Raw genomic sequence first — 24,727 nt, 5'->3', positions numbered from 1 at the left:
TATCATGACCGTGCTAGGAAGCCGCCCGTTCCTGACGCTGCTGGTGGTTGCCGCTGTCTGGATCGTCGCCAGCTTTGCCACGCGCGGCTTTGGCGCCTTCGGCCATCTGCGCTACCTGGTCGAGCTTGCCGCCGTCATCGGGCTGGTTGCCGCCGGGCAGACCTTTGTCGTCATCGCTGGCGGTATCGACCTGTCGGTGGCGGCAATCGTCACCGTCGCCGCCGTCGGCCTGCCTTTGGTCTCTTCGTCGGCCGATCCGACCGGACTGTCGGCGATCCTGCTGGTGCTGACGATGACCACCGCAATCGGCCTGGTGAACGGACTTGGCGTTGCCTATCTCCGCGTCCACCCGATGATCATGACGCTCGCCATGGCGACCTTCCTCCAGGGCCTGCTCATCATCATCGCCGGCGGCAGCGCTGTGTCGCTGCAGAATCCGCTGGTCGGCTGGCTCGGCAACGCACGGCCACTCGGCATCCCGGCAGGTGTCGTGCTTTGGATCGCGCTCGCAGCGATCGTACTGTTCGTCATGCATGCGACGCCGTTCGGCGCCCGCATCTTTGCCATCGGCGCCAATCCGCGCGCTGCCGAACTGTCGGGCGTGCCGGTTCCTGCCACCACGATCGCCATCTACGGTGTAAGCGGCCTGACCGCGGGGCTCGCCGGCGTGCTCGTGCTCGGCATGAACGGCCAGGGTTATGTCGGCATCGGCGATCCGTATCTTTTGGCTTCGATCGCCGCCGTGGTGCTCGGCGGCACGTCGATCCTCGGCGGGCTCGGCACCTATGCCGGCACCATTCCGGGCTCGATCCTGCTGGTCACGATCACCGCGCTGATCACCGTCGTCAACGCTTCGCCCGGCTGGCGCAGCATCCTGTTCGGCTCGCTGATCCTTGGTCTTCTGCTACTCTCCGGCCGCGAGGCCGCCCGCCGATGAGATGTCATCAAGCCGGTAGACCCTCTTGGCGGTATCGAAGAACAGTGCGCTCTGCTCTGCGGCCGATAGGTCCGAGGTGATCGCCTTGAAGCTGTCATACACCTCGCTGAACGTCGCATGCAGGCCGGCAACGGGAAAGTCGCTGCCGAACATTGCGCGCCCGGGACTGAAACACTCGATGCAGTGCATGACCACCGGCCACAGGCTGTCGAGCGTCCAGTCATGATCGTAGGCGACGAGATCCGAAATCTTGATGGCGACGTTGTCGAGGTGCGCAAGTGTTCGCAGCCCGTCGCGCCAGACCTGCATGCCCCCGGCATCCCTGTCGATCGGGCTGCCACAATGATTGAGGACGAAGAGAAGGTTTGGGAATTCGGAAGCCAGTCGAGCGGCGCCTGCCAGCTGCCGCGGAAAAACCATCAGGTCGAATACGAAACCATGGCGCTGCACAAGCCTCAGGCCCTCACGCCAGCCGGGCTCGTCCATGATGCCATCGCGAGGCGCAAAACGCCGCGCCGGATCGGTGTCCCAGCTCAGTATGTCGCGCACGCCAACGACGCGGGCAAAGGCCGCCTGCTCTTCAAGCCGCGCTTCCACATATTTGCCGGCCAGCGGCACTTGCGCGATATAGCGCGCCGCCACGCCACCAGTTTTGTCGAGGCTTTCCAGCCAGCGTGTCTCGCCAGTCGTGTCGTCGCTGGCCCAGCCGGCTTCGACGTGGACGGTGGCAACGACATTGTGTCCATGCGCGTCGCGCAGGTAGTCGTCCGCAAGGTAGTTCTGGCGCAGCGGGCCAAGATCGCCGAGGCTGTCGCGCCCATTGGTCGCCGGGACCAGCCAGGGATGACGGTCCATGCCAAGATCCCACAGATGGTGATGGGCATCGATGATCGGACCGGAATAATGCGCCACGTGTGCCCCTTTTTTCGCCCCGAACGGCAAGGCGCCGGCGCCCGCCGCGCGAAGGGGTAGCACCAGATGAAACGGAAGCACCAGCCATGCTGACAGGCCCCCGCGAAAATTTCATGCTCGACGACCGCATCCGTGGCGTTCCGTCAGGCACAACGGCGTTCGCCAGCAGCCTCGTCAGCTCCAAGGGCTGGCACCCCGCCGACGGCGCGATGTCGTTGCCGGTGCTGACCCTCGACGAACAGGCTTTCGTCAGCAATCGCGACCTGTTCTTCCGGTATGCCAGGCAGGCCGGGGTCGAGGTCGCGCCACACGCCAAGACGCCGATGGCTCCCGATCTGGCGCGCTCGCTGTTGCAAGCGGGTGCCTGGGGCACGACCGTCGCCGACATAAGGCAAGCCGCGGTGATGCTGAGGGCCGGGCTCGACAGGCTGATCCTCGCCAATGAAGTCGGCGGTGAGGGCGGTGCTCGTCGGCTCGCCATGCTGATTGCGGCCAACCCGCAAGCCGACCTCCATGTCTTTGTCGATTCTGTCGCAGCGGTCGACGCACTGGCCGCGACATGGCGCGCCAATGACGCCCTGCCGCCACTGCACGTACTGGTAGAGACCGGCGCCGGGCGAGGCGGCGCGCGCACGCTCGGCGATGCCGAAGCCATCATCGACGCGATCATTGGCAGCGGCGACCGCCTCGTCGCCGCAGGGGTGGCGACCTATGAGGGTGCAGCCGGACGACAGACCCAGGCCGAGACCGACACGGCGATTTCGGGCCTGCTCGAACTGACCGCCAATGTCTTTGCACTTTTGCGCAAGCAGGTTGGCGCCGAGGCCCACTTGATCCTCAGCGCCGGCGGTTCGGTGTTCTTCGACAAGGTCGTTTCGGCCCTGGCACCAGTCATTGCCCGCGACGGCCGCGCCAAGCTCGTGCTGCGCAGCGGCGCGATCTTCTTCCACGACAACGGCGTCTACGACCGCGCCATGGCCGCTATCGATGAGCGCCATGGTTTCGCACTCGACGGTGTCGCCGTCTCGGCTCGGCAGTCGTTCCGCCCTGCCCTTCGGCTCTGGGCGGAAGTGCTGTCACGCCCCGAACCCGACACCGTCATCTGCGGCATGGGCATGCGTGACGTGTCTTTCGACCAAGGTTTTCCGGTCGTGCTCGGCCGCTATCGCGCCGGCGTGCCGTTGCCGCTGACCGGCTCGCTCCCGACAGTGGCCAAGCTCAACGACCAGCATGCGTTTCTTTCGCTCGCATCGGACAGTGATCTCGCCGTCGGTGATGTCGTCGAGTTGGGCATTTCCCACCCCTGCACGTGCCTCGATCGCTACCGCGTCATCTTCGGCATCGACGAGACAGGGCACGTGCGCAACGCCTTCCCAACCTATTTCGGCTGACCGCCCCCGACACGCCGAACCGAGAAAACCTGAAAGGACCTGAAATGATACAATACTTCCAGTCGGGGTCGCGCATGTCGCAGGCTGTCGCTTATGGCGGCATGGTCCATATTGCCGGACAGGTCGCAAACGACCGCAAGGCTGGCATCGAGAGCCAGACGAGGGACGTGCTGGCAAAGATCGACCAGTTGCTGGCCGAAGCCGGCACCAGCAAGTCCAAGCTTGTTGCCGTCAATGTATTCCTACCGCAGATCGGCGATTTCGAGGCGATGAACAGTATCTACGACGCCTGGGTCGATCCTGACCGCCTGCCTGCCCGTGCCTGCGTCGAAGCACGCCTCGCCGATCCGGATCTCAGGATCGAGATCACCGCCGTCGCTGCCGTCTGAGAGGATCGTCCATGCATTCCGGCCTCGTCCACAGCCTCGATTTCGACCGCGACGGCAAGACGCTCGCGCATCTGAGCATTCCGTTCTCGATCGACCGCTCACCCTATTTCCAGGTCAAGGTGCCAATCTGCCAGGTCCGCAATGGCGAGGGGCCTTCGGTCCTGCTGATGGCCGGCAATCATGGTGACGAATATGAAGGCGAGCTGTCGCTGGCGCGGCTGATCCGCAAGCTCGATGCGGCTCGTATCAAGGGGCGCATCACTATCCTGCCGATGGCCAATACACCGGCAGTGATGGCGGCCAAACGCTGCTCGCCACTCGACGGCGGCAACCTCAACCGCGCCTTTCCCGGCGACCTGGCGGGTACACCGACCGGCCGGCTGGCGCATTTCCTCGAGAAAGAGCTGTTCCCGCGCCACGACATCGTCTTCGACCTGCATTCGGGCGGCACCTCGATGGAGCACCTGCCGACGGCACTTGTCGAACGCAACGCCGACCACCCTGCACGTCACCAGCGCGCCGTGGCGCTGATGCAGGCGCTCGGCATGCCCTACGGTTTCATCGCCGACAATGGTGCGGCGTCTCCCACTTCGATGGGCGCTGCGCGACGTGCCGGTGCCATCGGCATTTCAGGCGAATTCGGCGGCGGCGGCACGGCGACCATCGATTCCATGGCCATTACCGCGCGTGCCATCGACAACCTTCTCATTGCGGCCGACGTGACCGGCGAGCCTGTGCTGGCATCGCCCTCCGGGCCAGTCGACGAAACGCGATTGCTGTCGTTGTCGCGCCACAGCCAGGGTATCTACGCTACCCGCCGCGGCTGGTTCGAGCCGGCAACGAGGCTCGGCGACCGCGTCACGGCGGGACAGCTGGCCGGTTGGTATCACGATCTGGAACGCCTGGATTTGCCGGAAGAGGCGCTGCATTTTGCCGAGGCCGGCATCGTCATCTCGCGTCGGCTGCACACCATGTGCGAAGCCGGCGACTGCTTGTTGCAGGTCGCCGAGCCGGTGCAGGCATGACGCAACCCGCGAGGAACCCCATGCAGCTTTCGATGTGGACCTACCCCTGGGACATCCAGGATATCGGCCACGACACGGTCGCACGCGAACTCGCCGAGCGCGCCGGCATGAACACGATCAGCCTGGCGACGTCCTATCACGCCGGCCGTTTCCTGCAGCCGCGCAGCCCACGCCGCAAGGCCTATTTTCCCGAAGACGGCACCATCTATTTCCAGCCGACGCCCAAGCGCTGGGACGGGCTCGCCATCCAGCCAAAGGTTGCCGATGTCATCTCAGAGGGCGGGGACGTGCTTGCCGAACTGATCCGGCGGCGTGACGGCAGCGGCCGGAAAGTGTCGTGCTGGACTGTCTGCCTGCACAACACCCGGCTCGGCATGTTGCATCCCCGCGCCGTCACCCGGAATGCCTTCGGCGATCCGAACTATTACAGCCTGTGTCCGTCCAATGCCGATGCCCGCGCCTATGTCAGAGCGTTGATCGCAGACATCAGCCATCGCTATCGGCCTGATATGATCGAGCTCGAAACGCCGACCTTCATGGGTTTCGCCCACGAATACCATCATGAGAAGGACGGTGTCGGACTGATGGCGGAGGACGATTTCCTGCTCTCGCTCTGCTTTTGCCCGTCCTGCCTCGCGGGTGCAGCAAAGGCCGGCGTCGATGGCGAGGCGGCGCGCCGGCTGGTTTGCGAATGGATCAACGAGGCTTGCGAGCGCGCTACACCCTCACCGCGCTTTCCGGATTTCCCGGCGCGGGGTCTTGATACCTTCGCGCCCTGGCCGCAGCTGCATGCCTATTTCGCCTGGCGCTTCGAACCGGTGACCAGCCTTGTCGCCGAACTGCGAGAAGTTGCCCATCCAGCCACCCACGTCGTCGTCATCGACCTCAAGGAAGGCTGGCTCGGCGGCTCTGACCTCGCCTCGATCGGCAAGGCCTGTGACGGTGTCATCCTGTCGGCCTACGGCATGGAGGCCGACCAAGTGCCAGAGCTCCTCGCAACCGGACGCCGGGCGCTCGGTCCCGACAAATTTCTCGGCACCTGCTACCGGCTCTACTACCCCGAAATGTCGGGGCCGGATGTGCTCGCCGCCAAGGTAGCGCCGGCGCTTGCGGCCGAAGTCGACGGCATCAATTTCTACAATTACGGCCTGATCCCGGCGGCACGGCTGGACTGGATCGGCGCCGCGATCGGGCGAAGCAACGTCTAGGCTCAGGCGTTCGCAGCCTCGACAAACAGGTCGTGCAAGAGCCTGATGGCGTTGGGCTTTTGCGGAACGCTCGACGACAGAAACGACAGCGAGCGTTCGTGAGCATGAGCCTGCGGTACCGGGACGATGTTGAACCCATTGGCGACAAGCCCTGGCCAACGGGGCACCAGCGAACTGCCGATGCCCTTTGCCACCAGGATCGCGATCGTTTCCAGCGCATCCATGTCGCAACGTACGTCAGGGTACAGCCCGGCCTTGTCCATGTAGCCGGCAACGATCCTACCGCCCCAGGACGATGGGTCGTAGCGGATGAACGGCGTGTTCCGCGCGTGGTCGATGATATCAGCCGGCGCAATGTCATCGCGCGTCAGATACACCAGGGGCTCGCGCGATATGCAGGTGGCGGCGAGCAGTTTCGGAAGCGCGAAGGGCGGTTCAACGAGAACGGCGACGTCGAGTTGGCCGGCAAGCTTCTGATCGTAGAGATGTTCGGACGTTCCGGGCGTCAGCCGCAGTTTCAACGATGGCGCGCGCTCTGTAAGCCTGCCCAGCACCACCGGCACCAGGCCGGTCAGGACGGTTGAGATCGCACCCACCCTGAGATCTCCGGACAGGCCGGTGGCGTCGAGGTCATCGACGAGCAGCGAGGCGTCGCGAACCAGGGCCCGGGCCCGCGGCAGCAGCGAAAGGCAGGCCTCCGTCGGCCGCGCGGTATGGGCGCCACGTACGAGAAGCGGGCAGCCGAGGGTTCGCTCCAGCGCCTGAATGCGCTGGCTGACAGCCGCCGGCGTCAGCCTCTCCCGCCGCGCAGCGGCAACGATCGAGCCCGTCTCGACCACTGCCACCAGGCTTTGCAGAAACCGGATGTCCAATGGATTTCCTTAGGCTGAGAAACAGAATTCCGTAGTTTTCCTTTCCTATCCGACGTTCTAGATGTCGGTCAAACAGCAGGAACGACCCGCAATGAAATCACTGTTCCATCTCGCCATCCACGTCACCGACCTCGACGCGGCGCGTGGCTTCTATGGCGGCGTGCTAGGCTGTGTCGAAGGGCGCTCGACCGACAGCTGGGTGGATTTCGACTTCTTCGGCCATCAGCTGTCGCTGCATCTCGGCAAGCCGTTCGAGGTCACCCGCACCGGCAAGGTCGGCACTCACCTCGTGATGATGCCGCATTTCGGCATCGTGCTTCCGCTCGACGACTGGTTCGCGCTCGCCGATCGGCTGAAACAGGGCGGCATTGCGTTCGACATTCCGCCTGTCATCCGTTTCGAAGGCGAACCCGGCGAACAGCGCACGATGTTTTTCTTCGACCCCTCCGGCAATCCGATTGAGGTCAAGGGCTTCAAGGATTTCGACAGCGTCTTCGCCGTGTAGGCAGACCCAACCGGGTCATCGCCGCGATCAGTGCGCGGCGATGTTGCCTTGCATGCGCAGCAGCATGCCGAACAGGTCACGCGGTTCGTCAGGATCGGCGATGAGATCGAGCTCTGAATAGAGCCCGGTGGCGGCAAGCTGGTCTCTGATGTAACGCAACGCCGAAAAGTCCTCGGTAGCAAAGCCGACCGAGTCGAACAGGGTGATCTGCTGCGCGCTGGTGCGGCCAGGAGCCTGATCCGCGATCACCTGCCATAGCTCCGTCACCGGATGGTCGGCATCGAGCTGCTGGATCTCGCCTTCGATCCGCGTCTGCGGGGTGTATTCGACGAAGATGCCCGACCGCAGCAGGATGTCCCTGTGCAACTCGGTCTTGCCAGGACAATCGCCGCCAACGGCGTTGATGTGGACGCCGCTGCCGACCATGTTGTCAGTGAGGATCGTCGCGTATTGCTTGTCGGCGGTGACGGTCGTGATGATCTGCGCGCCTTCCACCGCCTCCTGCACCGAGCCGCAGATGGTGATGTCAAACCCCAGCCCGGCAAGATTGGCAGCGCAACGCTGTGAAGCCGCGAGATCGATGTCGTAGAGGCGCAACTTGTCGGTGCCGAGCAGCGCCCGGAACGCCAGGGCCTGAAATTCGGACTGCGCGCCATTGCCGATCAGCGCCATGCAGCAGGCATCCTGCGGAGCGAGATACTTGGCCGCGACGGCCGAGGTTGCCGCCGTGCGCAGCGCCGTCAGGATCGTCATCTCGCTCAGCAGCATCGGATAGCCGCTGCCGACATCGGACAGCACACCAAATGCGGTCACCGTCTGGCGCCCGTCGCGCGTGTTCTTGGGGTGGCCGTTGACATATTTGAAGCCGTAGAGGCTGCCATCACTGGTCGGCATCAGTTCGATGACGCCCTCCAGGCTGTGCGAGGCGACACGCGGCGTCTTGTCGAACAGTGGCCAGCGCTTGAAGTCCTCCTCGATGTAGCCGGCGAGCTCGACCAGAAAGCGTTCGACGCCGATGGCCAGCACCAGCCTCATCATGTTGTCGACGCTGACGAAGGGAACGATGGCCAGCGTGCCCGGCGCGGACGTCTTGGGAGGTTGCGCCGGGCGGGTAACGGAGGATGAAATCATCGCGAAGCTCCTGCGGAATTTTCGATCAGGCGGGTTTCGGCGACGGCCTTATCAGCACTGTCTGCGAGCGCTGCGCGTTGCGCGCGCCTGCGCCAGATCGATGCCAGTCCATTGGGAAAGAACAGCAGTACAATGATCATCGCCACGGCGATCAGCATGACGCGGCCTTCGTCGAGCCCTTCGATGCTGCCCAGCATCTCCGAGGCGAATGTGAGGATAACAGCCGCCGCAATCGGCCCGTAGATCGTACCGGTGCCACCGACGAGCACCATCGACAGGACCAACGACTGGACCGGAAAGCCGAAGATCTCAGGCGAGGCGACACGCAGGTAGATGGCGAAGAACCCGCCGGCGACGCCAGTGAAGAAGGCACTGACAACCAGCACCTTGAGGCGCTGCAGCCCGGTCGGGATGCCGCGGGCGACTGCATATTCCTCGTTATCGCGCAGAGCACGCAGCGACATGCCGAAATCCGACCTGACGACAAAACGCAGGAAGATCGTCGAGATGACAAGCAGGCCGAGCGCCACATAGTAGTAGCCGAACTTGAAATCGCGCAGGAAGTTGTAGCCGAAGGCCTCAAGCGCCGGGATGCGAACGATGCCTTGCGTGCCACCGGTGATCTCGGACTGGCTCAGCACCAGTTGCAGGACGAGCTGACCGAAGGCGAAAGTCACCAGCACGACGTAGATGCCCTTGAGCCTGATCACCGGCAGCGCGACAAGCGCGCCGGCGAGCGAAGCAGCAACACCGCCGAGAAAAATGGCGATCCACGGATCGGCGCCGAGGAACTTGGTCGACAGGGCTGCCGCATAGACGCCGACGCCGAAGAAGGCGACATGGCCGAAATTGAAGATGCCGGCATAACCAAGGCTGAGATCCCAGTTCGACGCTACCATCGCGTAGATGAAGGCGATGATGAACAGGTGCCGCCAATAGGTGTCCTGGACGACGAAAGGCATCAGCACCGCAATGACGAGTGCCGCCCCGAGGACGAACGCGCGATTGCCAGAGAGCGAGCGGATCATGCGACCCTCCTTCCGAACAGTCCCTCGGGCCGCACCAGAAGCACCGCGATGAGGATGATGAACAGTGCCGAAGGCGCCCAGTAGAAGCCAACCGTGGTGATCAGGAACGCTTCGACAAGGCCGATGATGTAGGCAGCACCGATGGTACCAGCCAATGAGCCCATGCCGCCGAAGATGACGATGATGAAGGCCTTGATCAGCGGCTCGGCGCCAAGCCCCGGCGTCAGCAATCTGAGCGAGCCGAGCAGAATGCCTGTGAAGCCGGCCAACACGGCAGATAGCGCGAAGGTGACGGCAAACATCGCCGAGGCGTTGATGCCGATCAGCTTGGCTGCATCGGGGTTCTGACCGACGGCGCGGATGCCCCTGCCCGTCGATGTCCAGCGCAAGAATGCCCACAGCGCCGCCAGCACCAGCGGTGCGATGACGATGATGAACGCTTCCTGGGCGGAGATCGTGATGCCGAGAAGCGAAACCTTGCCTTCGACGATCGGGCGCAGCTGCTTGAGGCGCGGTCCCCACAGCATCTGGATGCCCTTTTCCAGGAACATCATGACCGCGAGTGTCGTCATCACAGTGATCAGCAGCATGTCACGCTGGCCGTAGAAGGGCCGCACCACGGTGCGCTCGATGAGAATGCCAAGGCCGGCCATGAAGGCCACCGACATGGCGATGGCAAAGCCGAGCCACAGGTTGAGGCCGGCGGCGTCCGAAACCGTCCAGGCGACATAAGCGCCGAGCGCCATGAACACGCCGTGGGCGAAGTTGAAAATGCCGAGCGTTGTCCAGACCAGCGACAGGCCGCTGGCCATCATCGCATAGATCGAACCCAGCACGAGCCCGCTGACAAGCAGGGCGCTGAAAGCATCAAGGCTCATCATGCGTGCTCCTCGCCGAAATACATTTGCATTATCTGTTCGTGGTCGACGTCCTGGCCCTTGCTGACCTCACGGGTGATCTCGCCATGGTCGACGAGATACATCCGGTCGGCGAGCGACAGGACGAATGAAATGTCCTGCTCAACGAGCAGGAGCGGAATGCCGGTCTGCGAAATTTCACCGATCGCCACCGCAAGCTCGTCCTTCAGCTTGGGCGACAGGCCGAGCGTCGGCTCGTCGAGCATCAGCATCTTCGGCGCACACATCAGCCCAACGCCGATGGACAGCATCTGCCGTTCGCCGCCGGACAGGGTTTTGCATTGCTGGCGTCGCCGCTCCTTCAGGCGCGGAAACAGCTGCAGCACCTTGTCGAGATTGGCCGACTTCTCCGGCTTGGCCCGCTTGCAGAAAGCGGCGAGCTCAAGCGTCTCCATGACTTCCATCTGCGGGAACAGCAGGTTGGCCTGGGGAACATGAATCAGGCCGCGATCGACGACGGCTTGCGGCGACTTGCCAGCAATCTCGTCGCCCATGAAGCGGACATTGCCAACGCGCGGCTTGATGACGCCTGATATCGCGTTCAGCAGGGTTGTCTTGCCATGGCCGTTGGGGCCAAACAGTCCGACGCGCTCGTTGATGCCGACCTTGAGCGATACCCCCATCAGCACGTCGTAGCTGTCATAGCCGGCACGGACGCCTGAGACCTCAAGTGCAAGATCTGGCGTCATAGGACGAGCTCCCGTTTGCCGAGATAGGCTTCGACGACGCGCTGATCGCGCACCACTTCGTGCGGATCGCCATGTGCCAGCACGGCACCCTGGTTGAGAACCATCAGCCGTTCCGACACCTTCAGCAGCAATGTCAGGACGTGTTCGATGAGAACGATCGTCACGCCCCGGTCGCGGATGCTGAGCACGAGATCGCCGAGCTCCTTGATCTCGGGCTTGGTCAGGCCAGCGGCCGGCTCGTCGAGCAACAGCATCGCCGGGCTGCCCGCAACGGCGGACGCAATCATCAGCTGCTTGCGCTCGTAAACCGACAGGTCCATCGCCGGCAGCGACTGGCGCCTTTTGTCGAAACCGACGGCGTCGAGCGCGTCATCGGCGGCGGCCTGGGCGGCATCGCGTCGCAATCCGCCGCAATAGACCGCTCCGCAGACGACATTTTCACGCGCCGTCATGGTCGGAAACTCGGCGTCCTTCTGGAACGTCCTGACGAGGCCAGCCTGGCTGATCCGGTAGGCCGGCAGGCGCTGGATTTCCTCCCCCATGAAGATGATCCGGCCGGCGGACGGACCGAAGGGAATGCCGGTCAGGATGTTGAACAGCGTGCTCTTGCCGCTGCCATTGGGGCCGGCAATGCCGAAGATCTCGCCCTTGAGCACGTCGAACGACACGTCGTTGACGGCGACCAGTTCGCCGAACCGACGGGTGACATTGCGTGCCTGCAAGAGAGCGCCATTTTGATCTGGCGATGCGTTCATGTCTCATTTCCTCGATGAGGGGCGACGGCCGGGCATGATGGTAGCACCGGCCGTCGGACGTCGTGACGGATCACTTCATCCAGGGCGGCGTCTGGAACTCGGCGCCGGCAAGGTTGGCCGGATAGACAAGCTTGCGCTCGCCGTTCCACAGCTGGAAGAACAGGATCGGCACCGTGTCCGCACCCTGCAGCGCGAGATGCGTCTTGGGATCGAACGCCATGCGGCCGATGGCGACCTGCTTGTCGGTCTCCCCGATGGCCTTGCCTATCGCCAGGCGATCGGTCGGGTCACCGACCTTGGCCAGTGCATCGGCGTAGATGTAGACCTGCTCGTAGAGATGGGCACCATAACCGCCCGGCTCGGCGCCATACTTGGCCTTGTACTTGGACACCACCTCGGTGGCGCGTTTGTTTTCGCCAGTGGTCCCGTAGAGCCCGCCGATCATGTTGTACATGATGCCGGTCGATTTATCCTTGGTCAGCTCCATGAACTCGGGAACCGACGGCGCGTACTGGATGAAGACCAGGCTCTTGGTCGGCTGCTCGAGGAACTGGGTCAGGAAGGTCGCGGCATTGGCCGAGATGTAGTCGGTGTTGACGATCACCGCGGGCTTGGCCTCGCGGACCTTGGCGAGGAACGGCCGCCAGTCGTTGATTTCGCCGAACGGCAGGAGATCCGTCGACGTCACGGTCCAGCCAGCAGCCTCGAAGTTCTTCTTCAGCCCGTCCATGATCGTCTTGGAGTAGGGATTGTCCGAGGAGATCAGCGCTGCTTTCTTGTTGTCGAGCGGCAGCTTGCCGGCTTTTTCGAGGCCATCGACAACGGAGACCAGCTCCGATTCATAGGCGTCGTAAGTCGGCATATAGGACCAGACGGTCGGATACTTGTCGGGCGCCGCCGAAATGATGGCCCGCGTCTCCGCCGTGTTGCCGGCGATGATGTAGGGCATCTCCTGCTCGGCCATCAGTTCGATCTCGAAATTGGTCGTGCTGGTGTAGCCCGAGACCATGGCGTTGACCTCGCGGTCGCCGGCCAGACGTTCGAACACGCTGGTGACCACATCGGGCGTCGAATCCTGGATGTCGCCAACGACGAGTTCGAGCTTGAATCCGGCGACGCCGCCGGCGGCGTTGATCTCGTCCACCGCCATGCGCGCACCATTGACCATCTCGGCGCCGTCGGCCGCCGCCTTGCCGGAAACCGGCGCGAGCAATGCGATCTTGGTGGTCTTGTCCTGAGCATTTCCGGCAACCACGCCGCCGACGAGCATCGATGTTGCCAGCAAGGCCGCCATCAGACGTTTGGTACTCATTTCACTCTCCCATTGTTGAAACAGAATTGGCGACGCCGACGGTCGAGACCACCGGCGATCTGACGTGCTGGATGCGCTGGGGCCGCCTTTGCCGACGGCTTTTCTTGCTTGCGGGTTCTCGCTTTGACGTGAGGTAAGACCATCGTCACGATCATGTCAATATCTCTTCAAGATTGACGAGATATTATTTTCTTGTAGAATTCTCTTCGTCATTAGGCTACAGCTCAGATACGCCTGAGAGCATGAACGGGGAGACACATGAGCATCGAAAAAGCCATCGAGAGCATCCAGCAAGTCGTTGAGCAGGAACGCGATTTTGTCGTCGGCCTGACACGTGACCTGGTCAGGATTCCCTCCGTCAATCCGAAGTTCGAGGCGAACGAAAAGCTCAACCGCGAGCCCGAGGTGCAGGCGCATCTGGCGCGCGTGCTGGAAGAAATCGGGCTGACGACGCAGCAGCAGGAAGTCTTCCCCAACCGCCCCAATCTGATCGGCACGCTTGCCGGCAGTGACGAGAGAAGCCTGCTCCTCAATGGCCATGTCGACGTCGTGCCGGTGGTCGACGAAGCCAAATGGACCGTCGATCCGTTCGGCGGCGAAATCCGCGACGGCCGGGTCTGGGGCCGTGGCGCGATCGACATGAAGTGCGGCATTGCCACCATGGCCGCCGCCATCCGGGCCATCGGCAAGGCCGGCTATCGCCCTGTCGGCCGGATCGATTTCCACGCCGTGGTCGACGAGGAGGCAGGCGGTTTCGGTGCAGCGCACGCGGCAAGGACAATGCCCAAGGCCCGCGCCGGAATCGTCACCGAACCGACATGGGGTGATATCCTGCCGGCGGCAGGCGGTCTCGAATGGGTGCGCGTTGCCATCCCGGGCAAGAGCGCGCATGCCGGCTGGCGCTACAACACGATCTACCCGCAGCGCCACGACAACCCGAAGCGGCTCGAACCTGGCGTCAACGCCATCGAGCTCGGCACCTTGTTCATCATGGCGCTGCGCGAGTTCGAGCGCGAATGGGGCATGAACAAGTTCCACCCGCTGCTGCCACCTGGCATCACCACCATCAATCCCGGCGTGGTCATCGGCGGCGTGTCGCCCGACGCCGACGGCAAGCCGACGCTGCTTTCGAACCCGGCGATCATTCCCGATGCGTTCGTCGTCGATCTCGACCTGAAATTCCTGCCGCAGGAGAAGAAGGAAAACGTCCGCGCCGAGTTCGAAGCTTTTGTGCATGCCTTCGCGTCGCAGCACGGCTTCCTCAGACAGAACCCGCCGCGCGTCATCTGGGAACTGCAGGGCCTGCATTTCCCGCCGCTCGACACGCCCGTCGACCACGCCATCGTCCAGTCGCTGGTCAGCCAGCGCAAGGCGCTCGGCCTGCCGGTCGAGATCTCGGCAATGGCCGGCGTCTGCGATGCGGCACATTACTCCGGCGCCGGAGTTCCCTGTGTCATCTATGGCTGCGCGGGCGATGGCCTGCACGGCATCGATGAATACGTAGAGATCGACAGTCTCGTCGAAACCACCAAGGTACTGGCGGCAACGATCGCGGAATTCTGCGGCCTGCGCGAAATCTGATCGCGCTGTCGAGCGCTGGAGGCATTGATGGCCATTAGAGACGTTCTGATGCGGGAGGACCTCTCCCTGACGCCTTCCGAGGAAAAGATCGTGCGGCTGTTGCTGACCGACTATCCAACGTCGGGTCTGGGGACGGCGACAAGCCTGGCGCGCCGCGCCGGGGTGAGCGACCCGACAGTCGTACGGCTGGTGATGAAGCTCGGCTTCGACGGCATCGCCGATTTCCAGTCGAAGCTGCTCGCCGAGGTCGAGGCGCGGCTTCACTCGCCACTGGAGATGATGGGGGCAAAAAGTCCCGACGGCAGCCGGGACGGCGTCATCATCTCCTACCTGAAATCGGTAACGGCCTGCGTCGACAAGTCGACCACGGCGACACCGCCGCAGACCTATGACCGTGCCGCCAAGCTGATCATGGAGGCAAAGGGCCAGGTTGTCCTGATCGGCGGCCGCTTCAGCCGCCATGTCGCCGGCATGCTGGCCGGCTATCTCATGCAGTTCCGCCCCGGCATCCGCGAGGTGGCATCGCTTTCGGCTCAGGATTTCGACACCTTGGTCGACCTCGACAAGCGTGACGTGCTGGTCGTCCTCGACTACCGCCGCTACCAGCTCGACGTCGTCGCCTACGCCAGGCAAGCGGCTGCCCGTGGCGTGCGCATCGTGCTTTTCACCGACCCGTGGCTGTCGCCGGTCGCCGACCTAGCCGAAGTGGTCATCGTCAGCCAGCTCGAAGTCGAGTCCCCTTACGACTCGATGGCGCCAGCGGTTGCCCAGATCGAAGCGCTTGTCGCCCACATCGTTTCGACGATGAGCGAGGCCAACCGTACCCGCATCGTCGATCTCGAAAACGTACGGCACGCCAATGCCGTCACCCTCGACAGCACAAGACGCAGCACAACCGAGCCCGACAGCGGCCCCGGCTCGTTCGGTCCAAAACATTCGAAGAAAGAACCCAAGCAATGACCGAAACACTGCCCGGGCGCGACGCGCCCTATCAGTCGGGAGCCACGGCGCTCCTGATCGTCGACATGCAGCGGATCTGGCTTGAGCCCGGCTGCGACCCCGACCATGCCGACCTGACCGCCGACCATTATTTCTATCGCGAGACCGCGACGCGGACCATTCCCAACGCCGAACGGCTGCTGGCAGCAGCACGCGCCAACGGCGTCGAGGTCCTGCACACCATCATCCAGAGCCTGACCGAGGACGGCCGTGACCGCTCGCTCGACCACAAGCTGACCCCGATGCATGTGCCGCCAAGCATGGCCGAGGGTTTGCCCGTTGCGAGCCTCGTCCCAGTCGGCGACGAGATCATGCTTCCCAAAACCTCCTCAGGCATCTTCAACTCGACAAATGTCGACTACGTCCTGCGCAATCTCGGCATTCGCCAGCTCGTCATTGCCGGCATCATGACCGACCAGTGCGTCGACATGGCCGTGCGCGACGCTGCCGACCGGGGCTACCTCGTCACCTGTGTTTCCGACGCCTGCGCATCCTTCACCCAGCAGCGCCACGACACTGCACTCTCCGCTTTCAAGGGCTACTGCTGGACCGCCGACACGGCAACGGTCGTCGCTCGCTTCAATGCTTTGGGACGTAACGCATGACCAACCGCTTCGAACCCCTGGTCGCAGTTGTGACGACCGACCTTGCCGCGGTGACGCGCGGGCGCTCGGTCGTCGAAAGCAAGCTTGGCAAGGTCGCCGAAACCGGCATCGGCTGGCTCCAGGCCAACCTGTCGCTGACACCGTTCAACTCGATCGCCGACCCAAATCCATGGGGGTCGGAAGGCGACCTGAGAATCCTTCCCGACCTCAAGGCGCGCTACAAGACCGACCTGACCGGCTCGGCCACGCCGTTCGATATCGTTGCCGGCAACATCGTCGAGCTCGACGGCACGCCGTGGCTCGGCTGCACCCGCACCATGCTGCAGCAGGCCCTTGCCGAACTCAAGGCGGCAACCGGCCTGTCGGTGGTGGCGACCTTCGAGCAGGAGTTCCAGATCTTCGGCGCCAATTTCCCGACCGCGCATTCGTTCTCCGTCGATGCACTGCGCCGAACGGACCCTTTCGCGCCCAATTTGATGGCAGCACTCGAGGAGGCCGGCGTCGCGCCTGAGGTGATCATCGCCGAGTTCGGCAGCGACCAGTTCGAGATCACCCATGCGCCGACCGACGCGCTGAGCGCGGCGGACCGCGCCGTGGCGATCCGTGAAATCACCAAGGAAGTGGCGCGCAATTTCAGTTGGCGCGCCAGCTTCGCACCCAAGACGGCACCGACCGCCGTCGGCAACGGCGTCCACATTCATTTCAGCTTCGTCGACGAAGCAGGCCAGCCGGTCACCTACGACCGGGGCGGCCCAGGTGGGCTGTCAGCCGCGGCCGGCTCGTTCTGCGCCGGCATCGTCAAGCACCTTCCGGCGATCACCTGCCTGACCGCTTCCAGCGTGCCGTCCTATTATCGCCTCACGCCGCACAACTGGAGCTCGTCCTACACCTGGCTCGCCGACAAGAACCGCGAGGCAACACTGCGCATCTGCCCGACCGTGACCATTGGCGGCCGCGATCCAGCCAAGCAGTTCAACATCGAGTACCGCGCGGCAGACGCCACCGCCAATCCTTATCTGGCGCTGGCGGCCATCGTCCGAGCTGGGCTGGACGGCATGACGCACAAGCTTCCGGTACCGCCGCTCGTCTCCGACGACCCAACGCTGATGAGTGACGGCGAGCGGGAGGCGCTCGGCCTCGTCAGGCTTCCGCAGACGCTTGATGCCGCTCTCGACGTGCTGCTCGACAGCGCTACGGTGACCGGCTGGTTCACGCCGGTGTTCATCGAGACCTTCGTCGGCGTCAAGCGCGCCGAGATCGCCAGGCTCGCCAGCCAGGACGCGGCGGCGATCTGCGAGCTCTACCGGACGCTTTACTGATGTCATCGGCTGCATTGCATAACCGGGCTAATGACTGGCCCGAAGCCGTCGTCGTGCTCAACGAAGCCGGCCGCTCGGACACAGTGCTGCTGTGCGAGCACGCGTCCAACCACATGCCTGCCGAATACAGCCGTCTGGGGCTCACCGAAAGAGACCTGAAACGGCACATCGCCTGGGACATTGGCGCTGCCCTGTTGACGCAACGGCTGTCGGCATTGCTCGACGCTCCAGCCTTCCTCAGTACCTATTCGCGGCTGCTGATCGACCTCAACCGGCCACTCGGATCGGAAGGAAGCATTCCTACACTCTCCGAGGACACGACCATTCCCGGCAATAGCGATATCGACGAAGCCGAACGGGCGCGCCGCGTGGCCATCATGTTCAAGCCCTTCCACGACAAGGTGAGCAGCCATCTCGCCGACCGTGAGAAGGACGGAAGGCCAACCCGCATCGTCACCGTGCACAGCTTCACGCCAACCTATCTCGGCGTATCCCGGCCTTGGCATGCAGGCGTGCTGTTTGCCGGCGCGACCGAGCTGGGAACGAGGCTTGTCGACGGCCTGCGCAACAATGGCCAAGGGCTCAATGTCGATGCCAACGTGCCCTACGTCATCAACCGCGATTCAGACTACGCCATACCGGTCCACGGCGACGACCGCGGCCATGACGCGGTACTCATCGAGATCCGCCAGGACCTTCTGACATCTTCTGACGACATCGACGCATGGGCGAACCGCCTGGTTTCTGCCCTGCCGGCTTTCCGCGGAGAAATGGTGGCATGAACACGTCAGAGCTTTCGCTGCGCGAACGCGACGCCAGGGTCATCGCCGAGATCGGCAGGCTGAGATTCTCGCCGCTGAGCCTTGTCGGTGGCCGCGGCAATCGCCTGATCGAGGAAGGCGGGCGCGAAGTGCTCGATCTCTCGGGATCGGCCGGTCCGGCAATCCTGGGCTATGGTCATCCGGCGATCGTCGAGGCCGTCGAACGCTCGGTCCGCGACATGGCCGGTGCCAGCCTGCTGCTCTACCCCAACGAGCCTGCCGTCTCGCTGGCGGAGGAACTGCTGGCGATCACGCCGGGCGAAGGCGAACGGCGCGTCTGGTTTGGGCATTCCGGCTCCGACGCCAACGATTGCGCTGTGCGCGTGCTGCAAGCGGCGACCCGACGCTCGCGTTTCATCTCGTTCATCGGCTCCTACCATGGCAACCTTTCGGGCTCGATGGGCATCAGCGGCCATACGGCGATGACCCATACCTTGCCACGGCCGGGTGTCGTGCTCCTGCCCTATCCCGATCCGTTCCGGCCACAGTTCAGCGCCGACGACGTCCTTGCCCTGCTCGACTATCAGTTCGAGACCACCTGCCCGCCCGACCAGGTCGCGGCAATCTTCATCGAGCCGCTGATGTCGGACGGCGGCCTGATCGTGCCGCCGCCCGGCTTCCTCTTCGGACTTCAGGAACGCTGCCGGCGACATGGCATCAAGATCGTCGTCGACGAGGTCAAGGTCGGGCTTGGTCGCAGCGGGTTGATGCACTGCTTCCAGCACGAAGGGCTGACGCCCGATCTCGTGGTGTTCGGCAAGGGACTCGGCGGCGGGCTGCCGCTTTCGGCGGTCGTCGGGCCGAGCGAGATCATGGACCATGCTCCCGCCTTCGCGCTGCTGACCACAGCAGGCAACCCGGTCGCCACCGCCGCTGGCGGTGCCGTGCTGAAGACCATCGCCAGTGAAAACCTGGCTGCAAGATCTGCACGGACAGGCAAACTGTTCACCGATGGATTGCGGGCGCTCGGCGCGAAATACGAGATGATCGGTGACGTCAGAGGCCGCGGCCTCGCTGTCGGTGTTGACCTCGTTGCGGACCGCCAGACACGCGAACCTGTGCCGGCCACGACCACCGCCAAGATCATCTACCGCGGCTATCAGCTGGGTGCCGCCTTCACCTATGTCGGGCTCAAGGCGAACGTTCTCGAATTCATGCCGCCTTTGACGCTGAGCGAGGACGAGGCCGCCGAAGGTGTCGCCATCGTCGGACAATCGATCGAGGACGTGCTTGCCGGCAAGGTGTCCGACAAGGACGTGGCCTCGTTCATGATGTGGTGAGGAGCGAGCAGAATGGGCCTGAACTGGAAGGAAATTCCACCTGACATCCGTAGCTTCATCGAGGCGCAGAAGCTGTTCTTCGTCGCCACCGCTCCGATGGACGGTCGGGTGAACCTGTCGCCCAAGGGCCTGGACACGCTCCGGGTGCTGGATGCGCGCACGGTGACCTATCTCGACCTCACCGGCAGCGGCAATGAAACTGCCGCCCACGTCACCGAGAATGGCCGCATGACGATGCTGTTCTGTGCCTTCACCGGCGAAGCGATGACGCTCAGGCTCTACGGCAAGGCCGATCTGATCCGCCCCGACCATCCGGAATGGGACGCCATGCTGGCACTGTTCCCCCGCCTGCCTGGCACGCGCCAGATCTTCCGGCTCCATGTCGAGAGCGTGGCGACATCGTGCGGCTGGAGCATCCCCGTCATCGGCGAGATGCAGGAACGCAACGAGCTGATCGAGTGGGCCGAGACCAAGGGCGAGGACAATCTCGAAGCCTATCGCCTCAGCAACAATGTCGTCAGCATCGACGGATTGTCGACCGGCTACGTCTCCGACGACTTCTAAGCCGGCACGATGGACAGGATTTCGATCACCTTCGCCGATGGCGAGGTCATGAGTTTTGCACCGGCGCCTGGCGGCTCGGTGCTCACCTCCGCCGAACAGGCAGGCAACGCGCTGGCCCACAGCTGCCGGGAAGGTACCTGCCGGACCTGTGTCGCGCGCCGCCCCAACGGTGACGAGGTGTTGCTCTGCGTCGAGCCGGCGCAGAGCGGATTTGAGGCGGTCGTTCCCTATCGCCGGGCCGACGTGTCGCCGCCGACGCTGCGCCGCGCCAAGATCAACAGCTTCCAGAAGCTCTCCCGCTCGGTCTGGGAGATCAGGTATCGGCTGCAGTTTCCGCTGCCATTCCTGCCGGGCCAGTTCGTCGAAGCGACATTCCCCGGCATCGATGGTCCCAGGCGCTTCTCCATGGCCAATGGCCCTGCTGAAGCAGAACAAATCCTGCATGTCCGCGACATTCCCGGCGGGGCGATGGCGGATTATCTGGCGACACGCGCCAAAGCACAGGACGCGTTCACCGTGCGCGGTCCTTTCGGCATCTTCTATCTACGTGCCAACCCGAAACCGAAATTGTTCGTCGCCGGCGGTACGGGACTTGCGCCGGTGATCGCCATGCTGCGCGGCATCGACCGGTCTTCAGCACCACCGCTGAGCCTTGTCGTGGGCTTCGCCGAAGCACAGGACGCCTATGCGATCGACGAACTGAAGGCACTGGCGACCGAACTGCCACTCGAAATCGTACTGACGGCCGATACGGCAAATCAAGGTTGGTCAGGCAAGATGGGAAATCCGGTTGCCGGCATCGGTCATGTCACCGCTGTGCCGTTGCAGGAAGGCACCGAAGCCTATCTTTGCGGTCCTCCCGGCATGGTGGGCGCGGCGCGAACGGCGTTGCGCGAGCTTGGCCTGCGCCAGGACGACATCTTCAACGAAGAGTTCGTGCACCAGTCGCCACCGGCGTGATCAGATCGCGATCGTCGCCGCATAGAGCGCAGCTGCAATGTCCGGATCGTCGGCGTCGGTGACTACCAGCAGGTCGAGGCGGTTGCCGTCGAGCTCAGCGTGAATGCCCTCGATCTTGTACGGCCGATCGAGCCGGCGAACGAAACGCAGCCGCCCGTCGTTCCCGACGATGCCGATGGCAGCCCCGACACATGCGCCGTCGTTGAAGGCATCGTCCGTGTCTTCGGCCACCGCACTGAACACCATGTCGCCACCGGGCAGCGCTGTGGCATCCGTAAAGCACAGCGGCACACCTTCGACATGGCCGAGATCGAGCCTGCCGATCTTCACAGACCGGAGCACATCGGTACGACGGCCGGTCACGACTTCGACGACCTCAGCAAGGCGATAGCGGATGATTGCATTGTCCGCGTGCTGCTTGTTACCACGCTGGAACAGACACAGTTCGTCACCGGCAACAACGGCGCCTTCGACATTGACCTCGGCGAAGGCGGCGGCAAGCGGAACAAGCATGGCCGACAGGTCAAGGCTTCGCGGCTCGCCTGAAATGCGACCCAACGGATCAAGTCCGAGCAGGGCACCCCGGCGCCGGTTAGGCCCCGAGCCCGAGCCGACAACGAGCAGTGCGCCATGGTGAAAATCCTCGAAAGCAGGCAGAAAGGTCAGTGCTTCGAGGTCGGGCTTTTGCCGTTTGCGCGCGGCTTTCTCCTCCGGCAGCACACCGTCGAACAGCCTGACCAGCCGGCCAGGGCCGTCGTCGGTGGTCGAAAAGATACCAAGATGGAGTTCATCGTCGGCGATGACATACATCGTCGCAGCGAGGCAGACGAGGCCGCTTGCGGCGCTGAGATGCAATGGCCGCTCAGCACTTGTCGCAGCCGTCAGGGTCAATTCGCGCAGCTTCTTTAGGGCGATCATGCGGTAGTCATAGCAGCTTGTGCGCGAATGGCTCCTACCTGCCGGGACATTGCCGCCACGCGACCGTCATTTCTTTTCGAGATCGATCAGCCCCTCCAGCAGGTCGAGCAGCTGTTCGTAGCGCTCGTGACCGATGCGCCTTTGGACTTCGTCATAGATGGCGCTGCTCTCCGGCGACACTTGCGAGATCAGAACCTGCCCTTTCGGCGCGATGGACAGTATCACACGGCGGCCATCGCCTTCGACCTTGCCGCGGGTGATCAACTTGCGTTCCTCCAGCGCCTTGATGATCCGCGTCAGGCTCGGCGCCAGGATCGAGGCCCGTTCGGCAAGTTCCGTCGCGTCGAGCGGGCTTTGTTCTCCAAGCACGCGGATAACACGCCATTGCTGCTCCGAAACGCCATGCTGGGCGAGTATGGGGCGGAACTGGGCCATCACCACCTCGCGCGCGCGCAGCAGTGACATCGGCAACGAGCGTCGGGTGCTTTGCAGCAAGGGCAACTCCTGATGGCAGGTGGCGGCTTGGCCGGCATTCCACTTCTTTTCGATAATACCCGCGCCCCGACGGATCAACGCCGCGCGGCGGCAATCAGCCAAATTCTGACGACATAAGCGCCTTGACAGCGATCGGCAAAACTATTTAACATGTTAAATATCAAAGCGCCACCTGTGCAGGAAGACAAACCTTGCCTCACCTCACGCTCGAATATTCCGCCAATCTCGACGGCCGCGTCGACATGCCGGCGCTGTGCGGAGAGCTGTCGCAGGCGATCCTCGACACCGGCCTGTTCGAACACGGCGCAGTCAGGGTGCGGGCGCTGCGCTGCGACGCCTATGCGATTGCCGACCGCCTACCCGAAAACGGCTTCATCGACATGAGCTTCAGAATCGGCGCAGGCCGCTCCACTGAAGAAAAGAAACAGGCCGGCGCAGCGATCTTCGCCGCCGCGAACGCGTCTCTCGCACCTCTTTTTGCCACGCCTCATTTCGCGCTTTCACTCGAGATCCGCGAGATCGATGCCGAGCTGAGCTGGAAAAACAACGCCATCCACCCGCGCCTGCGGAACAAGTGACGGAAACCTCAATGTCAGATTTCGAAAACAACCTGCGCAAGGCTGAAGCCTATCTTGAACGCTTCAAATCCGGTGGGGTCAGCAACCACATCAATGGCGAGGCGGTTCCGGCGCTCGACGGCACGACCTTCGAGACCATCTCCCCTGTCGACCTCAAGCCGCTCGCCCGGGTGGCACACGGCAAGGCGGCGGACATCCACATGGCCGCCAAGGCAGCCAAGGCAGCCTTCCCCGCCTGGGCCGCCCAGTCGGGCGATGCCCGCAAGAAGGTGCTGCACGCGATCGCCGACGCCATCGTCAAGCGGGCAGAGGAAATCGCCTTCATCGAATGCATGGATACCGGCCAGTCGCTGAAATTCATGGCCAAGGCAGCCCTGCGCGGCGCAGAGAACTTCCGCTACTACGCCGACAAGGCACCCGAAGCACGCGACGGCCGCACGTTGCAGGCGCCCGGCCAGCTGAACATCACCACCCGCGTGCCGATCGGCCCGGTCGGCGTCATCACGCCGTGGAACACGCCCTTCATGCTCTCGACGTGGAAGATCGCGCCGGCGCTCGCCGCCGGCTGCACCATCGTCCACAAGCCGGCTGAGTTCTCGCCGCTGACCGCGCGGCTGCTTGTCGAGATCGCCGAAGAGGCTGGCCTGCCGAAGGGTGTGTGGAACCTGGTCAACGGCTTGGGCGAAGATGCCGGCAAGGCGCTGACAGAACACCCTGACATCAAGGCGATCGGCTTCGTTGGAGAAAGCCGCACCGGCTCGATGATCATGCGCCAGGGCGCCGAAACGCTGAAGCGCGTGCATTTCGAGCTCGGCGGCAAGAACCCGGTGATCGTCTTCGCCGACGCCGACCTCGAACGTGCCGCCGATGCCGCTGTGTTCATGATCTACTCGCTCAACGGCGAGCGCTGCACCTCGTCCTCGCGCCTGCTTGTCGAAGCTTCGATCTACGACAAGTTCACCGCCATCGTGGCGGAGAAGGCCAAGCGCATCCGTGTCGGCCATCCGCTCGATCCGCAGACCGTCGTCGGTCCGCTGATCCACCCGATCCATGAGGAAAAGGTGCTGTCCTACATCGAGCTCGCCCGTTCGGAAGGCGCAACCATTGCTGCTGGCGGTAGCAAGGTCGAGGCTCCGGGAGGTGGCTGCTACGTCGCGCCAACGCTGTTCACCGGCGCGCGCAACGACATGCGCATCGCCCAGGAGGAGATCTTCGGGCCGGTGCTGACGGCGATCCCGTTCGACAACGAGGCCGAAGCCCTTTCGATCGCCAACGACACCCAATACGGTCTTGCCGGATATCTGTGGACATCTGATGTGACGCGCGCCCTGCGCTTCACCGAAGGGCTGGCAGCGGGGATGATCTGGGTCAACTCGGAGAACGTTCGCCACCTGCCGGCGCCATTCGGCGGCGTCAAGAACTCAGGTATCGGTCGCGACGGCGGCGACTGGTCGTTCGATTTCTACATGGAAACCAAGAACATCGCCTTCGCCACGACGGCCCACAACATCCAGAAGCTCGGCGGCTGAGCGGGAA

General features: G+C 63.5%; 26 protein-coding genes. 16 read left to right on the top strand and 10 right to left on the bottom strand.

Going from position 1 to position 24,727, the window contains the following annotated elements:
* The first annotated feature begins 4 nt into the window (after positions 1–4).
* Complete coding sequence (locus tag IHE39_RS13120) at positions 5–937, top strand: ABC transporter permease (RefSeq protein ID WP_192566767.1); 933 nt, start codon at positions 5–7, stop codon at positions 935–937.
* Here the strand turns inward: IHE39_RS13120 and IHE39_RS13115 are convergent.
* Complete coding sequence (locus tag IHE39_RS13115) at positions 905–1,849, bottom strand: amidohydrolase family protein (protein WP_192566766.1); 945 nt, start codon at positions 1,847–1,849, stop codon at positions 905–907. The genes IHE39_RS13120 and IHE39_RS13115 overlap by 33 nt on opposite strands.
* Positions 1,850–1,935: 86 nt before the next feature.
* Between IHE39_RS13115 and IHE39_RS13110 the strand changes: the two genes are divergently transcribed.
* Genes IHE39_RS13110 through IHE39_RS13095 form a run of 4 tightly spaced genes read left to right on the top strand, consistent with a single transcriptional unit; the run spans position 1,936 to position 5,862 of the window.
* On the top strand, positions 1,936–3,240 hold the full coding sequence (locus IHE39_RS13110; RefSeq protein WP_192566765.1) for an alanine racemase: 1,305 nt from the start codon (positions 1,936–1,938) through the stop codon (positions 3,238–3,240).
* A gap of 44 nt (positions 3,241–3,284) precedes the next feature.
* Positions 3,285–3,629, top strand: coding sequence for a RidA family protein (locus IHE39_RS13105; protein ID WP_192566764.1), 345 nt, complete (start codon positions 3,285–3,287; stop codon positions 3,627–3,629).
* 11 nt (positions 3,630–3,640) lie between these two features.
* The gene (locus tag IHE39_RS13100; RefSeq protein ID WP_192566763.1) at positions 3,641–4,654 is read left to right on the top strand and encodes a succinylglutamate desuccinylase/aspartoacylase family protein; all 1,014 of its coding nucleotides are present in this window, start codon (positions 3,641–3,643) and stop codon (positions 4,652–4,654) included.
* Positions 4,655–4,674: 20 nt separating this feature from the next.
* On the top strand, positions 4,675–5,862 hold the full coding sequence (locus tag IHE39_RS13095; protein WP_192566762.1) for a hypothetical protein: 1,188 nt from the start codon (positions 4,675–4,677) through the stop codon (positions 5,860–5,862).
* A gap of 2 nt (positions 5,863–5,864) precedes the next feature.
* Here IHE39_RS13095 and IHE39_RS13090 read toward each other — a convergent pair whose 3' ends face one another.
* Positions 5,865–6,734, bottom strand: coding sequence for a LysR family transcriptional regulator (locus IHE39_RS13090; RefSeq protein WP_192566761.1), 870 nt, complete (start codon positions 6,732–6,734; stop codon positions 5,865–5,867).
* A gap of 91 nt (positions 6,735–6,825) precedes the next feature.
* On the opposite strand from IHE39_RS13090, the gene IHE39_RS13085 reads away from it, so the two are divergent.
* A complete protein-coding gene (locus IHE39_RS13085) occupies positions 6,826–7,239 on the top strand; it encodes a VOC family protein (protein WP_192566760.1) in 414 nt (137 codons plus the stop codon).
* Between the two features lie 27 nt (positions 7,240–7,266).
* Here the strand turns inward: IHE39_RS13085 and ocd are convergent, their stop codons facing one another.
* From ocd to IHE39_RS13055, 6 genes are all read right to left on the bottom strand, one after another.
* Positions 7,267–8,370 carry an ornithine cyclodeaminase gene (gene ocd, locus IHE39_RS13080; protein ID WP_192566759.1) on the bottom strand — a complete coding sequence of 368 codons (1,104 nt, stop codon included), beginning with the start codon at positions 8,368–8,370 and terminating at the stop codon, positions 7,267–7,269.
* Positions 8,367–9,398 (bottom strand): branched-chain amino acid ABC transporter permease, encoded by a 1,032-nt coding sequence (locus IHE39_RS13075; RefSeq protein ID WP_192566758.1) that lies wholly within the window; start codon positions 9,396–9,398, stop codon positions 8,367–8,369. Before IHE39_RS13075 ends, ocd begins: the two co-directional genes overlap by 4 nt.
* On the bottom strand, positions 9,395–10,279 hold the full coding sequence (locus IHE39_RS13070) for a branched-chain amino acid ABC transporter permease (protein ID WP_246485469.1): 885 nt from the start codon (positions 10,277–10,279) through the stop codon (positions 9,395–9,397). Before IHE39_RS13070 ends, IHE39_RS13075 begins: the two co-directional genes overlap by 4 nt.
* Positions 10,276–11,004: an ABC transporter ATP-binding protein gene (locus tag IHE39_RS13065; protein WP_192566757.1), complete on the bottom strand. Its 729-nt coding sequence runs from the start codon at positions 11,002–11,004 to the stop codon at positions 10,276–10,278. The genes IHE39_RS13070 and IHE39_RS13065 overlap by 4 nt, the downstream gene beginning before the upstream one ends.
* Entirely contained in the window at positions 11,001–11,759 is a 759-nt protein-coding gene (locus tag IHE39_RS13060; protein WP_192566756.1) for an ABC transporter ATP-binding protein, read from the bottom strand. Before IHE39_RS13060 ends, IHE39_RS13065 begins: the two co-directional genes overlap by 4 nt.
* A 70-nt stretch (positions 11,760–11,829) precedes the next feature.
* On the bottom strand, positions 11,830–13,071 hold the full coding sequence (locus tag IHE39_RS13055) for an ABC transporter substrate-binding protein (protein WP_192566755.1): 1,242 nt from the start codon (positions 13,069–13,071) through the stop codon (positions 11,830–11,832).
* A gap of 258 nt (positions 13,072–13,329) precedes the next feature.
* Between IHE39_RS13055 and IHE39_RS13050 the strand changes: the two genes are divergently transcribed.
* The 8 genes from IHE39_RS13050 to IHE39_RS13015 are packed head-to-tail and all read left to right on the top strand — an operon-like array spanning position 13,330 to position 21,200.
* On the top strand, positions 13,330–14,652 hold the full coding sequence (locus IHE39_RS13050; RefSeq protein WP_192566754.1) for a M20 family metallopeptidase: 1,323 nt from the start codon (positions 13,330–13,332) through the stop codon (positions 14,650–14,652).
* A 27-nt stretch (positions 14,653–14,679) separates the two neighbouring features.
* A complete protein-coding gene (locus IHE39_RS13045; RefSeq protein WP_192566753.1) occupies positions 14,680–15,612 on the top strand; it encodes a MurR/RpiR family transcriptional regulator in 933 nt (310 codons plus the stop codon).
* Positions 15,609–16,256, top strand: a complete 648-nt coding sequence (locus IHE39_RS13040; protein ID WP_192566752.1) for a cysteine hydrolase family protein — start codon at positions 15,609–15,611, stop codon at positions 16,254–16,256. The genes IHE39_RS13045 and IHE39_RS13040 overlap by 4 nt, the downstream gene beginning before the upstream one ends.
* A complete protein-coding gene (locus IHE39_RS13035) occupies positions 16,253–17,575 on the top strand; it encodes a glutamine synthetase family protein (protein ID WP_192566751.1) in 1,323 nt (440 codons plus the stop codon). The genes IHE39_RS13040 and IHE39_RS13035 overlap by 4 nt, the downstream gene beginning before the upstream one ends.
* Positions 17,575–18,357, top strand: coding sequence for an N-formylglutamate amidohydrolase (locus tag IHE39_RS13030; RefSeq protein ID WP_192566750.1), 783 nt, complete (start codon positions 17,575–17,577; stop codon positions 18,355–18,357). Before IHE39_RS13035 ends, IHE39_RS13030 begins: the two co-directional genes overlap by 1 nt.
* On the top strand, positions 18,354–19,676 hold the full coding sequence (locus tag IHE39_RS13025; protein ID WP_192566749.1) for an aspartate aminotransferase family protein: 1,323 nt from the start codon (positions 18,354–18,356) through the stop codon (positions 19,674–19,676). The genes IHE39_RS13030 and IHE39_RS13025 overlap by 4 nt, the downstream gene beginning before the upstream one ends.
* Before the next feature lie 12 nt (positions 19,677–19,688).
* Entirely contained in the window at positions 19,689–20,240 is a 552-nt protein-coding gene (locus IHE39_RS13020) for a pyridoxamine 5'-phosphate oxidase family protein (RefSeq protein WP_192566748.1), read from the top strand.
* A 9-nt stretch (positions 20,241–20,249) separates the two neighbouring features.
* Positions 20,250–21,200 carry an FAD-binding oxidoreductase gene (locus IHE39_RS13015; protein ID WP_192566747.1) on the top strand — a complete coding sequence of 317 codons (951 nt, stop codon included), beginning with the start codon at positions 20,250–20,252 and terminating at the stop codon, positions 21,198–21,200.
* On the opposite strand, the gene IHE39_RS13010 is transcribed toward IHE39_RS13015, so the two are convergent.
* Both IHE39_RS13010 and hpaR read right to left on the bottom strand, forming a co-directional pair.
* Positions 21,201–22,118 carry a DUF6929 family protein gene (locus IHE39_RS13010; protein ID WP_192566746.1) on the bottom strand — a complete coding sequence of 306 codons (918 nt, stop codon included), beginning with the start codon at positions 22,116–22,118 and terminating at the stop codon, positions 21,201–21,203.
* Positions 22,119–22,184: 66 nt separating this feature from the next.
* Positions 22,185–22,583 carry a homoprotocatechuate degradation operon regulator HpaR gene (gene hpaR, locus IHE39_RS13005; RefSeq protein ID WP_184770589.1) on the bottom strand — a complete coding sequence of 133 codons (399 nt, stop codon included), beginning with the start codon at positions 22,581–22,583 and terminating at the stop codon, positions 22,185–22,187.
* Positions 22,584–22,804: 221 nt separating this feature from the next.
* On the opposite strand from hpaR, the gene IHE39_RS13000 reads away from it, so the two are divergent.
* Together IHE39_RS13000 and hpaE are read left to right on the top strand one after the other, a co-directional pair.
* Positions 22,805–23,191 carry a 5-carboxymethyl-2-hydroxymuconate Delta-isomerase gene (locus IHE39_RS13000; protein WP_192566745.1) on the top strand — a complete coding sequence of 129 codons (387 nt, stop codon included), beginning with the start codon at positions 22,805–22,807 and terminating at the stop codon, positions 23,189–23,191.
* Between the two features lie 11 nt (positions 23,192–23,202).
* Positions 23,203–24,720, top strand: coding sequence for a 5-carboxymethyl-2-hydroxymuconate semialdehyde dehydrogenase (gene hpaE, locus IHE39_RS12995; RefSeq protein ID WP_192566744.1), 1,518 nt, complete (start codon positions 23,203–23,205; stop codon positions 24,718–24,720).
* Positions 24,721–24,727: the final 7 nt, after the last annotated feature.

Origin of the sequence: Aminobacter carboxidus, from assembly GCF_014863355.1 — a bacterium.
In the GTDB taxonomy this organism is placed as follows: domain Bacteria; phylum Pseudomonadota; class Alphaproteobacteria; order Rhizobiales; family Rhizobiaceae; genus Aminobacter; species Aminobacter carboxidus.
The sequence above is the reverse complement of the archived record's forward strand: the minus strand, read 5'-3'. Positions and strand labels throughout refer to the sequence as shown.